Source organism: Sphingomonas faeni (genome assembly GCF_040407495.1).
GTDB lineage: Bacteria > Pseudomonadota > Alphaproteobacteria > Sphingomonadales > Sphingomonadaceae > Sphingomonas > Sphingomonas faeni_D.
Genome location: NZ_JAPZPP010000002.1, coordinates 712,683 through 724,119, shown reverse-complemented (window position 1 = coordinate 724,119; position 11,437 = coordinate 712,683). Strand labels below are relative to the sequence as shown.

Sequence of the window (11,437 nt, the reverse complement as noted above, 5' to 3'; positions counted from 1 at the left end):
AGGGGGAATATGGGGAACATCGCTCGAGTCGGCAACGGCCACGGGACCTGTTTGGGCGATGCCAAGTTTAGCTGTTGTTGACCCGTCCGGCTCGCGCCCATAATGCGACCGTTTCGCAAGCCATCGATCCGCCAGCGCCCGCGCGCAGGCCAAGGAATAGACGCATGACCGCCCCGACCGTCGAAGCAACCCGCGCGCCTGCGCTGATCCCCGAGACCCCCGCGTTCCTCAACGCCAAGGTGCTGTGGGTGCGTCACTGGAACGAACATCTGTTCAGCTTCGCGATCGAGCGCCCGTCGACCTTCCGCTTCCGCTCAGGCGAGTTCGTGATGATCGGCCTCCCCCAGGAAGGCGGCAAGCCGATCATGCGCGCCTATTCGATCGCGTCCCCGCATTATTCGGAAGAGCTCGAGTTCCTGTCGATCAAGGTCGAGGACGGCCCGCTGACCTCGAAGCTCCAGCTGATCCAGCCCGGCGACGAGGTGTATCTCGGCAAGAAGCCGACCGGCACGCTGGTGCTCGACGCGTTGCTGCCGGGGAAGCGATTGTTCATGTTCTCGACCGGCACCGGCCTCGCGCCGTTCCTCAGCCTGATGCGCGATCCCGACGTCTACGCAGCGTATGAACAGGTGATCGTCGTGCACAGCGTGCGCCGCGTGAGCGATCTCGCTTATCATGACGAGATGGTTGGGCTGCTCTCGGAGGACCCGCTGATCGCCGACGAGGCGCAGACGCAGTTCCACTACATCCCGACCGTGACGCGCGAGCCGTTCCGCACCACGCGGCGGATCGGCGCGCTGATCGAGGATGCGTCGCTGTTCGGCCACCCGGTCCGCGGCGACCAGAAGCTCAACCCCGAGACCGACCGCGCGATGCTGTGTGGATCGACCGAGATGATCAAGGAATTCGCGGTGATGCTCGAGGCGAATGGCTTCGAGGAGGGCGCGAATTCGAAGCCGGGTACGTTCGTGATCGAGCGCGCTTTCGTCGGCTGACGGCCTTGAGCTTTGGGTTCCCCCGCGAACGCGGGGGCCCAGGGATTACATCCCCGTCGCATGCCGGGAGGGTTCGGGCCTGAACCCCCGCCTTCGCGGAGGAACAGCTAGTTGCGTCCCCCGCGTAACCCTCCGATATCGCTCCTATTCATAATAGGAGAGACCCATGATCGGTTACGCGACGCTCGGCACCAACGACATCGACTCGGCGCTCGCGTTCTACGACGCGCTGTTCGCGACGGTGGGCGGCAAGCGCCTCATGCAAATGCCCGACGCACGCCAACTCACCTTCTACGGCGCGGGCCCCGACAAGCCGATGCTGGTGATCGGCAAGCCCTATGACGGCGCGGCCGCGACCGCGGGCAACGGCACGATGGTCGCGTTGGCAGCGGATTCGCGCGAGCAGGTCGACCAGGTCTACGCCAAGGCGATCGAACTCGGCGGCGCGGACGAAGGCGCTGCCGGCACGCGTGGACCCGAGGAAATGGGCTTCTACGGCGCGTATTTCCGCGATCCGGACGGCAACAAGCTCTGCGTGTTCAAGATGGGGTGAGGTGCGGGCGCGATTGAGGGAAATACCACCCTGGCGAAGGCCGGGGCCCAATTGGAAAGGTGGCAGTAACGAGGGGCTGTCCACCGTTAGCAGCCTTCCCCAATTGGGCCCCGGCCTTCGCTGGGGTGGTTGGATGTGGGGGCGGCGGCACTCTTCTCTCTCCTTGTTCTCCCGCGAAGGCGGGAGCCCGGTCTGGGTCCCCGCCTTCGCGGGGGAACAGGCTTACTTGGTCGCAGGGGATACGCGCCGAACACTGCGGGGTGACGGAAGAATTAACGGAGTGCGCGAACCGTCGGCGTATCGAGACACTGCAACAAAGCCGCCCGAGCCATCGGCGTTACCGTCACCGGCTTTACATACCCCGCAACCTCCGTCGGCCGCCCGATCGCCACCGGCGCGAACCCAGTCTGCCCCGTGCACCGCATTGCCGCCGCCAGCAGTTTCGGCGGCGTATCATACCCCTCGAACGACAGCCGGAACGTCCCCCAGTGGATCGGGATCGCGTGCGCCGCGCTTAGTCGGCGATAGACCTCGACCGCGTCGACCGGCCCGATATGGCTGCCCGACTCCATCTGCCCGTCGACGAACCGGAACGCACCGATCGGGATCAGCGCCAACCGGATCGGCCCGAGGGCAGCGGCCTCGACCGGCCACCGCCCGTCGCCCATCCCGGTATCGCCCGCAAAGAACACATTCCCGCCCGGCAAGGTCACGACAAAACTCGACCACAGCGCACGGTTGCGATCGGTGAACCAGCGGCTGCCCCAATGGTGGTTGCGCGTCACGACGACATCGACGCCCGGCTTGATCGCCACCCGCTGACCCCAGTCGAGCGCGGTCGCCTGCGCGCCGGTCTGGCCGATCACGCTGTCGTTGCCCAGACTGGTAACAATCCGCGGTCGATCGCGCTGCCAGAGCCGCTTCAGCGTCGCCTTGTCGAGATGGTCGTAGTGATTGTGGCTGACCAGAACGACGTCGATCTTCGGCAACGCATCGAACGCGATCCCCGGCTCGGCGACACGACTAGGGCCCGTGCCCAGCGGCCCGGCCTTCTCCGCCCAGACCGGATCGGTGAGGATGTTCAGCCCCTGCGTCTGGATCAGCACGCTGGCATGGCCGACCCACGTCACGACCATCCGCTCGCCCTCGACGCGCGCGGGCGGCGCGATGCGGTTCACTGCGACCGATTTCGGCCACGCAGGTCGCCCATCGCTGCCGGTGAAATAGCGCCAGAAGAAGCTCGCGCGACCACCGCCGGCGGGCTGGATCTGCTGCGTGTCGGCGTCGTTGTCGGGATTGGCGAAGTGCGCGTCGTCGAAATGGCCACTCGCTGGCCCACGATAGTAGATGCGGTCGAGGAAGCGTGGGACGATCGTCACCGCCAGCGCGACGATCACAACCGCCAGCAGCACGATGCTCCCGACGATCTTCAACACGAGACGCACGCCATTCCCCTATCCGTTGCCGATCCGTAACGCATCGTGTCGAGCATCGTTCAGACCGCTTGGCGTGGATGCGCAACCCCGATAGCCTCGCGCCAAAGGGGATTCGCAAAATGCGTAAGGTTATCATCGGGCTATTGCTCGCAACCGCCGTTCCAGCCGTCGCGAGCGCCAAGACGGTCGCGGTCGAGGAACAGTCGATCGATCAGCTCCAGGCGGCGATGACGTCCGGCAAGGCGAGCAGCGTCGACCTTGTCCGCGCCTATCTCGCGCGGATCGCGGCGATGGACCGCAAGGGCCCCACTCTCCGCGCCGTCATTGCGCTCAACCCCGACGCGCTGGCGCAGGCCAAGGCGCTCGACGCCGAACGCAAGGTCGGGCGCATCCGTGGGCCGCTCCACGGCGTGCCGGTGCTGATCAAGGACAATGTCGAGACCGCCGACGCTATGCCGACCACTGCGGGCAGCCTCGCGCTGAAGGATAATCTCACGCGTCGGGACGCACCCGTTGTGGCGCAACTCCGCGCCGCGGGGGCGGTGATCCTGGGGAAGACCAACCTCAGCGAATGGGCGAACATCCGCTCGACCCGGTCGATGAGCGGCTGGAGCGCGGTTGGTGGCCTGGTCAAGAATCCCTACGCACTCGACCGCACTGCCTGCGGATCGTCGAGCGGCTCGGGCGCGGCGGTCGCGGCGAGTTTCGCGGCGGCGGCGATTGGCACGGAGACCGACGGCTCGGTGGTATGTCCGTCGTCGCTCAACGGGCTGGTCGGGCTGAAGCCATCAATCGGCCTTGTGAGCCGCACGCACGTCGTGCCGATCAGTCACAGCCAGGATACGCCGGGACCGATGGCGCGCAGCGTCCGCGATGTCGCGACGCTGTTCTCGGCGATGGTCGCGGCCGATCCTGCCGATGCCGCGACCGCGGGGGCAGGGGCTTACAAGCGCGACTATGCAGCGGGGCTGTCGACCAGTGCGCTGTCGGGTCTGCGCATCGGCGTGATCCGGCCGGAGATGACCGCGGACCTTGCAGCGAAATACCAGGCCTCGCTTGATGTGCTGAAGGCGGCGGGCGCGGTGCTGGTCCAGGTGAAGCAGCCCAAGCTCGATGGGCTCGGCGAGGCGGAATTGCTGGTGCTCCAGACCGAGTTGAAGCCCGATCTCGACACCTATCTCGCGACCACGCCCGCAGCAGTCCGCACGCGGACGCTCGATCAGGTCATCGCGTTCAACACTGCCAACGCGGCGACGGAGATGCCGTTCTTTGCGCAGGAGACGTTCGACGCGGCCGCCAAGACCAGGGGCTTGAACGATCCGGCGTACAGGGCAGCGCGCGCGAAATCGCTGCGACTTGCGGGCGCGGAGGGGATCGACGCGATGCTCAAGGCGGCGGGCGCTACATTACTGGTCGAGCCCACCTACGGCCCCGCGTGGTTGAGCGAGCCTGTGCACGGCGATCAATACGGTGGCCCGAGTTCGAGCGGACTGCCGGCGGTGGCGGGCTATCCGAACCTGACCGTGCCGATGGGGCTGGTCCGCGGACTGCCGGTCGGCCTGTCGTTCATCGCGACGAAGTACGGTGACGCGGCGGTTCTCGGTGCCGGCTATGCGTATGAGCAGAGGGCGAAGGCACGCGTGGCCCCGCGCTACCTCCCCTCGGCCGACGTCGGCTCTGGCTTGGAAGCCGCCCGCTAGATGGTTGATGGGCCTGCTGAGTAAGCGAAAGGAATTGGCACACGTGCCGTCACCCTGACGAAAGTCAGGATCCAGGGTAACATAGCGCGGCGCCGATGGCTCTGGATCCTGACTTTCGTCAGGATGACGGTAGATGGGACGATGTGCCCCGGAGGGGGTGGGGAGGCGTCAGTCAGCCCGCTTCGCGAAATTCCACTGCCAGAGCATCAGCAAGGGCACGACCACCGTCTCCATCACCAACCCCAGCACATGCCCCTGCGACGGCACACCGACCGCCAGCAACGAAATCCCGCGCGATACGCCTCCAACGAAGATCAACCCGCCAAGCAACCGAAACCGCGGCCCCTTGCGCTCGATTGCCGGAATGCAGCTCAAAAACCCCAATCCGGTCGCGAAGAAGATCCCCGAGATATACCGGAAATGGCTGTCCAGATCGCGCGGCACATCGCTCAGATGACCGAACGGCGCCGGCCCGTGCAGCACGCCTTGCCCACCGACGATCAGCGGCAACAGGCACGCGACCGCGACCACCGCCTGCAATATGCGTTTCTCGATCACAATAGGTCCTTTAGCAATTCAGGCCGAATCCGGAACGCTCTCAACGACATCCTGACCTCGAAAATGAACGAGACCAAAGCCGCGATCAGCAGGATCATTGCCAGGATGAAGCAGAGCGCGACCGCGGTACCGAAATGCAGCTTGGCGAGTTCGGCGATGAACAGCAGCGCGATCAGCACGCAGGTCATGATCGCGCTCGACACCGCTAGGAACAGCGCCGCGTTGATGATCGTCATCCGCCGATCGAGCAACCGCAGCTCCCAGCCATAGCGGGTCCGATCGGCGGCCGAAAAATTGGGGTGCAACTGCTCCAGTTTCCGCGCCCGATCGATCACGCGCGACAGCCGCCCGGCCAACACGTTGAGCAACTGGCCAATGCCGGCGAGCATGAACACCGGCGCGAGCGAGAGCTGGATCGTCTGGGCGATCGTCGAGATGGCGGGTATGATCGGCATGCCGCCATCATGATGGGGAATGCCGGATTGCAAAAGGGGCGATTGCAAAAGAGCATGCAATCGTAACCTTCTGCGCGGTATCAGACGGGCAATGTCAAAGCCGATGCTCCTGGCCGACTTCGTCCGGCTGCCGCCCAATGTCCGCGGCGACGTGGTCCAGGGGCTTGCCGCCGCGATCGACATCGTCGCGGAGCGCGGCGCGCAGAGCCACCGTTTCCTTCGCTTCGGCTGGTACGCCGCCGCGCTCGCCGCCTACGGCGGGCAGGCACGGACGCTGGTGGTGGAGCAGGACGACGCGCCGGTTCTGACGCTGCCGTTCGTACCGTTGGGTCCACGGCTGCTCGGCATGGCGGCGATCCCCGGTTGCTACTGGCCGTTCCGCAGCTTCGGCCTCGCGCTCGAGGCCGGTGAACCTGCGTTGAAGATTGCACTGTCGACGCTGGCGAAGCACGTGAACGGTCTCAGGATTGGCCCGGTCTACGACAATGATCCCGCCGCCTCCGCGCTCGTCGCCGCTGCCCGTGCGCAAGGGTGGACCGCGATCGATCGCACCATCGGCGACAGCTGGTCGCTCAACCTGCCACGTACGCGCGAGGGCCAGCCCTGGCCGCGCACCTCGACGCTGCGCAAGAATCGTTTCCACGAAAAGCACCTGGCCGAGCACGGCGTACCCGACTGGCGATTCCTGTCGGGTGCGGACTGGCCCGCCGCGTTCGCCGATCTCGGCGCGGTCGAGCGGACGAGCTGGGTCGCGCACGCCACCGATCGCACTGGGATGAAATTCACCCCAGACGGTCATTTTGCCTTTTGGCAGGCTGCGGTCGCCGACCCGGTGCTTGCGAGCATGTTCCGCGCCGCGCTGCTGACGGTCGACGGCGCACCCGCCGCCTTCTCGTTCGACATCGACACCGGCGACCTGCTGTACGCGATCGCCAACAGCTACGCCCCGCTCTTCGCCAAGCATTCGCCGGGCAAGCTGCTTTACTGGCGCAATCTGGTCGCGGCGCGTGATCGCGGTATCCGCCGGGTCGACTGGGGCGCCGGCGACAGCGGGTATAAGCAGGTCATCGGCGCCACGGTCGACGCGCCGATCCGCGACTGGCTGCTGTTCCGCCCCGGCCTGCCGGCGTTCGCCGGTAGCCTGTTCGGCTGGATCTGGCGGCGCAGCGCTACATCGTGAGCACGCGATCGTACCCGGTGAGCTCGAGATATCCGCGCCCGCCTTGCGTTCGTACCGCCCCCTCCCAATAGACCGGCATCCCGCTGCGCCGCGTGTCGAGCTCCTGCGCGGCGAACATCGGCACCAACCGCCAGCGTTGGACGCGCCCCTTCGCACGGATGCTCAGTTCCTGCGATACCGGGTACACCGTGCCGGTCGCCGTGCTCCGCCACGTCGCCAGCGTGCGGAACGCGACGTCGCCGGGCGCAAACACCGTCATCCTGCCATCGGGACGGCGCAGCGATCCGCCTGCCCAAACCGTCCCGCCGCCCTTGCGGCGAATCCGGAACGCCATCAGCGCGGAGCCGTCGTCGAAGTTGAGACCGGTCCAATCCCACCCCTGTGCGGCCGGCGCGAGGTAATCCGACGACCATTCGCGATCGAGCCACGCCTCGCCGGTCACCGGGACCGTCTTGCCGGCACGCGTCACCTGGCCCGCCACGCGTAGATGTGGCACCGAGTAATAATAGCTCGCCTCGTCGGAACGTGGACCCTTGCGACTATACCCGCCGCGGCCCTGAGGCAGCGGCGGCTGGGTCGGCTGGAACGACAGGTCGAGCCCGAAATCCTGCGCGGTCACGCGCGTAGCCCAGCGCCCGTCGCTTGAGCGCCGCAACCGCCAGTCGCGTATCGCCACATCGGCGTCCCCCGTCCGCGCCTCGGCCAGCCCGAAGCCGGCGCGCGCCGCCCGCTCGCTGTGCGACAGTTTACCGGTCGCGGGGTCGGATAACGCCGCGTGCGCGAACAGCACCTGCCTCGCGGCGAATTGGCTCGGGTTGCGTGGATCGACGGGGGGACGAGTCCGGAAGAACGTCACCTGAAAGCCCAGGTCCTTGCCATCCGCAGTGCGCAACCACCCCGTGAAATACCACCATTCGGTGCGAAACGTCGGATGTGCGCCGTGATCGCTGGGAAAGCGCAGCGTGATCCCTGGCGCCACTGCCGGATACGAGACAGCCGGCGTGGCAGCGGGCGCAATCGCGGCAACCGCTGCGATCCAACCAAGCGGAATCCAGGAACGTATCATCACCAATCCTCCCGCACCGACTGCACCGCGCTTTTTGCGGTCGCGCGCCGCCCGGCGAGGACAGCGGTCGCCGCCGCCGCGCCGGTCAGCGCCGCCGCGACGCCGATCAGCGTTCCTACCGGCACCCGCGTAGTCATCGTCCAGTTGAACGATTGCGGGTTGATCACGTGGATCAGTATCTGGGACAGTAGTAAGCCCAGCCCGATCCCGGCCAACGCCCCGGTCAACCCGACGATCGCGCCTTCGGTCGCCAGCATCGTCGTCAATTGCCGCCGGGTCAGCCCGAGATGCCGCAACATCCCGAACTCGCGTTCGCGCGCGATCGTCTGCGCCGACATCGTCGCCGCGACGCCGGCAAGCCCGACCAGGATCGCAACCGCCTCCAGCAGATACGTCACCGCGAAACTGCGGTCGAAGATCGTCAGCGCAAGCCGCCGCAGCGTTGCCGGCTGGCTCACCTCGACCTGATCGCGCAACGCCGGCGGCAGCTTGGCGGTCATCGCGCGGGCGACCTGTGCCGTATCCCGGCCGGGTGCGATCATCGCGGAGATCTCGTCGCGCGCGTTATCGCCGGTCAGTCGCTGGTATTCGCCCTCGTCGATCAGCACCGCCCCCGCCTGGCGCCCGTAATCGCGCCACACCCCGGCGACCGTGAACTGCGTCCGTCCGGCGATCGGTAGCGTGATGCGCTCGCCGGGATCCCAGCCGTACAGCCGTTGCGCCGGTTCGGAGACCCATACTGGTGGGGTCGCAGCAGACGGCGTGGTCGCAGCGGATGGAGCCGCGGTCTCGATCAGCACGAGCAGCGGATCGCGGCCGCCCCGTTCGGGTCGCGCGATCAGGCTCACCGGCGGCCGGTCGGCGGCGATGGTCAGCGGGATCTGTCGACTGAAGGCAAGGCGCGTGATTCCCGGCGTCGTCGCCAGTCGCGTCCGCGTCGCCGGATCGAACGTGGCGCCTGCCGTCGTGCGCAGATACAGGTCCGCGCCCAGCACCTGGTTCAGCCATTCGTCGACCGCGCCGCGAAAACTCGTCACCATCGTCGCCATCGCGATCATCAGCGCGGTCGAGGCAACGATCCCGCACAGTGCAATGGCAGCCTCGCCGGGGGCGCCATGCAGATGCCGGATCGCGAGCAGTCCGGGGACACTGCCCCGCGTCCGCCTTGCCAGCGGGGTCAGCAGCATGCGCGCGAACCACGGCACCCCTGCGACGCCGCCCGCGAGCATCAACGCCATCCCGGCAAAGCCGAACAGCGGCAGCCCACCGACCGCGGGCAGCAACGCCGCGGCGCCGCCCGCCACGAGCAACGCAACTGCGGGCCACCACGCCACGCGCCGCCGCGGATCGAGTACGTCGCCCGCATTCTTCAGCGCAGCGGCAGGGGCCGCGCGCGCCGCCACCCGTGCTGGCAACGCACTTCCCAATATCGATGCGAGCAGGCCCAGCGAGAAGAAGCCGAGCGCAGCGACCGGCTGGATCACGACCCGCGCAGTGGCGCCGCCGAAATACCCCGCGCCGAGATCGCCGCCGAACCAGTGCAGCGCGCCCCATGCCAGCGCATAGCCGATCACCAGGCCCGCCGACGCGCCGACCAGCCCGATCGCGAGCCCCTCGACGACCACTGCCGCGATGATCCCGCCGCGTGGCATGCCGAGCGTCCGGAGCAGGGCGAAGGCGCGCTGGCGTCGCACCACCGACAGCGACTGCGCCGAATAGACTAGGAACCCGCCGGTCAGTAGCGCGACCAGCGCCAGCATGTCGAGATTGACGCGGTAGGCGCGCGACAGCGAATCGCCCTGCGCGTTCTGGCTCTCGGCGGTCGACAGGATCGCGTCGGCGGGCAGTGCGGCGCGCAACGCGGTTTCGGCGGCGCTTCGGTCCGAAAGCGCCAGATCAAGCCGATCGATTCGGCCGAGCCGACCGAAGCGCCACTGCGTGGCGGCGATGTCCATGACACCGACCGCGACTGCGGCATCGGTTGCCGGCAGGGTGCCCGTGACGCGAAGCGGCACCGACCGCCCGTTGGCGACCACCGTGACCCGATCGCCGATCTTCACACCGACTTGCGTCAGCGCGGCGCGTGACAGGAACAGCGTGTCCTCGTCGAACACGGCGTCGTTGCCCGTGTCCGCCCCCTGCGGTCGCGCGCCGATCAACGAAGGCGTTACCACGGCTGCACGAACGACATCGACGCCGAGTAACGTCAGGCGCTTCGTGCCGATCCGTGCGTCGAGGCGGACGACCGGGCTCGCGTCGGCGACACCGTCAATCCTTGCGACGCGGGGATACAGACGTTCATCGAAGCCGAGCGGACTGGTCGCGCGAACCGACAGTTCGGCCGCGCCGCTGACGCCGCGCATCGCACCGTCGAACGACGCGAGCGCAGACCCGTTGACGAGATGAACGGCGAACCCCAGCGCGACGCCGACCGCGATCGCGACCGCGGTCATCACGAAGCGGGCAGGGTGGAACCGCCACTCGCCGGCGATCAGCCAGTCCAGCGCGACGCGCGCGGACCAGAGCCGGGGCTCCCGAGCGCGAGCGGCGGCGGCGCGCTCGTCAGCGATCACGGCGCTCCACCAGTCCGTCGCGACCCAGCGTCAGCACGCGAGCGGCGATCGCCGCGCTGGCGTCCGAATGCGTCACCATCACGCCCGCCGCCTTGTTGTCGCGCACCGCCTCGGCGAACAGCGACAGCACGCGCGCAGCGGTTTCGGGATCGAGATTGCCGGTGGGCTCGTCCGCGAGGATCAGCGCGGGTCGGTGGACGAGCGCGCGGGCGATCGCGACGCGCTGCAACTCGCCACCCGACAGGTCGCGCGCATAGCCATCGCCCCGCCCGCCGAGCCCGACCGCCTCGAGCATGGCCTCCGCCCGCGTGCTGGCCACAGCGGCGTCTGGCGAAACCAGGGTCAACGGCAGTGCGACATTCTGTTGCAGCGTCAGATAGGGCAGGATGTGGAAAGCTTGGAACACGAAGCCGATCCGCTCGCGCCGCAGCCGCGTGCGCGCAGTTTCGTCGAGCGTCCCGAGCACCGTCCCGTCGATCGCGACGCTTCCCTCGTCCGCGTCGTCCAGTCCTGCAAGGATGTTGAGCAGGGTCGACTTGCCGACCCCGGACTCGCCAATGATCGCGACGAGTTCGCCCGCACGGACGTCGAGGTCGAGGTGCTGGAACAGGCGCCGCGGCCCCGGCACGGACTTGCCCAGCGCGCGCACCGCGAGAAGGGTTCGATCGTCATGCATTCCCGATTTTCTCGCCGTCATCCCTGATCCGAACGCGTCCGCTGCCGACGCACTCGACGCTCCCCATGTGTGGCGTGATGGTCTCGACATCAATGCGCGTGCGCGAACAGTTATGTGGCATTGTCGCAAACGATTGCTGGCGAACTTTTGTAAGGAACAAGCTTCGTTAACACCTTCATGCGACGAGATAAAAAAACTGTCGAAGCGAACGCCGTGCCAATTCTCTTCAATCTGCATTTTCAGCA

General features: G+C 67.2%; 10 protein-coding genes. 4 read left to right on the top strand and 6 right to left on the bottom strand.

The annotated features are described in order from the left end of the window. The first annotated feature begins 164 nt into the window (after positions 1 to 164). Together O6W96_RS08375 and O6W96_RS08370 are read left to right on the top strand one after the other, a co-directional pair. Positions 165 to 995: a ferredoxin--NADP reductase gene (locus tag O6W96_RS08375; protein WP_353469112.1), complete on the top strand. Its 831-nt coding sequence runs from the start codon at positions 165 to 167 to the stop codon at positions 993 to 995. 166 nt (positions 996 to 1,161) lie between these two features. Further along, entirely contained in the window at positions 1,162 to 1,548 is a 387-nt protein-coding gene (locus O6W96_RS08370) for a VOC family protein (protein WP_056489810.1), read from the top strand. A gap of 272 nt (positions 1,549 to 1,820) precedes the next feature. Here the strand turns inward: O6W96_RS08370 and O6W96_RS08365 are convergent, their stop codons facing one another. Then, positions 1,821 to 2,993, bottom strand: coding sequence for an MBL fold metallo-hydrolase (locus O6W96_RS08365; RefSeq protein ID WP_435372199.1), 1,173 nt, complete (start codon positions 2,991 to 2,993; stop codon positions 1,821 to 1,823). 110 nt (positions 2,994 to 3,103) lie between these two features. Here O6W96_RS08365 and O6W96_RS08360 point away from each other — a divergent pair, with 110 nt between their 5' ends. Then, positions 3,104 to 4,684, top strand: coding sequence for an amidase (locus O6W96_RS08360; RefSeq protein WP_353469111.1), 1,581 nt, complete (start codon positions 3,104 to 3,106; stop codon positions 4,682 to 4,684). Positions 4,685 to 4,852: 168 nt separating this feature from the next. Here the strand turns inward: O6W96_RS08360 and O6W96_RS08355 are convergent, their stop codons facing one another. Both O6W96_RS08355 and O6W96_RS08350 read right to left on the bottom strand, forming a co-directional pair. Continuing rightward, positions 4,853 to 5,242 carry a DUF4345 domain-containing protein gene (locus tag O6W96_RS08355; protein WP_353469110.1) on the bottom strand — a complete coding sequence of 130 codons (390 nt, stop codon included), beginning with the start codon at positions 5,240 to 5,242 and terminating at the stop codon, positions 4,853 to 4,855. Further along, the gene (locus tag O6W96_RS08350) at positions 5,239 to 5,697 is read right to left on the bottom strand and encodes a DUF2721 domain-containing protein (protein ID WP_353469109.1); all 459 of its coding nucleotides are present in this window, start codon (positions 5,695 to 5,697) and stop codon (positions 5,239 to 5,241) included. The genes O6W96_RS08355 and O6W96_RS08350 overlap by 4 nt, the downstream gene beginning before the upstream one ends. A 91-nt stretch (positions 5,698 to 5,788) precedes the next feature. Between O6W96_RS08350 and O6W96_RS08345 the strand changes: the two genes are divergently transcribed. Beyond that, on the top strand, positions 5,789 to 6,877 hold the full coding sequence (locus tag O6W96_RS08345; RefSeq protein ID WP_353469108.1) for a GNAT family N-acetyltransferase: 1,089 nt from the start codon (positions 5,789 to 5,791) through the stop codon (positions 6,875 to 6,877). On the opposite strand, the gene O6W96_RS08340 is transcribed toward O6W96_RS08345, so the two are convergent. The 3 genes from O6W96_RS08340 to O6W96_RS08330 are packed head-to-tail and all read right to left on the bottom strand — an operon-like array spanning position 6,867 to position 11,192. After that, positions 6,867 to 7,943, bottom strand: coding sequence for a carotenoid 1,2-hydratase (locus tag O6W96_RS08340; RefSeq protein ID WP_353469107.1), 1,077 nt, complete (start codon positions 7,941 to 7,943; stop codon positions 6,867 to 6,869). The genes O6W96_RS08345 and O6W96_RS08340 overlap by 11 nt on opposite strands. Next, positions 7,943 to 10,516, bottom strand: coding sequence for an FtsX-like permease family protein (locus O6W96_RS08335; RefSeq protein WP_353469106.1), 2,574 nt, complete (start codon positions 10,514 to 10,516; stop codon positions 7,943 to 7,945). Before O6W96_RS08335 ends, O6W96_RS08340 begins: the two co-directional genes overlap by 1 nt. Beyond that, the gene (locus O6W96_RS08330; RefSeq protein WP_353469105.1) at positions 10,506 to 11,192 is read right to left on the bottom strand and encodes an ABC transporter ATP-binding protein; all 687 of its coding nucleotides are present in this window, start codon (positions 11,190 to 11,192) and stop codon (positions 10,506 to 10,508) included. Before O6W96_RS08330 ends, O6W96_RS08335 begins: the two co-directional genes overlap by 11 nt. Between the last annotated feature and the right edge of the window lie 245 nt (positions 11,193 to 11,437).

Bases quoted from the DNA above. Each gene is read 5' to 3' on its own strand.
- O6W96_RS08375 (WP_353469112.1), top strand. From the start codon at position 165: ATGACCGCCCCGACCGTCGAAGCAACCCGCGCGCCTGCGCTGATCCCC.
- O6W96_RS08370 (WP_056489810.1), top strand. From the start codon at position 1,162: ATGATCGGTTACGCGACGCTCGGCACCAACGACATCGACTCGGCGCTC.
- O6W96_RS08360 (WP_353469111.1), top strand. From the start codon at position 3,104: ATGCGTAAGGTTATCATCGGGCTATTGCTCGCAACCGCCGTTCCAGCC.
- O6W96_RS08350 (WP_353469109.1), bottom strand. From the start codon at position 5,697: ATGCCGATCATACCCGCCATCTCGACGATCGCCCAGACGATCCAGCTC.
- O6W96_RS08345 (WP_353469108.1), top strand. From the start codon at position 5,789: ATGTCAAAGCCGATGCTCCTGGCCGACTTCGTCCGGCTGCCGCCCAAT.
- O6W96_RS08340 (WP_353469107.1), bottom strand. From the start codon at position 7,943: ATGATACGTTCCTGGATTCCGCTTGGTTGGATCGCAGCGGTTGCCGCG.
- O6W96_RS08330 (WP_353469105.1), bottom strand. From the start codon at position 11,192: ATGCATGACGATCGAACCCTTCTCGCGGTGCGCGCGCTGGGCAAGTCC.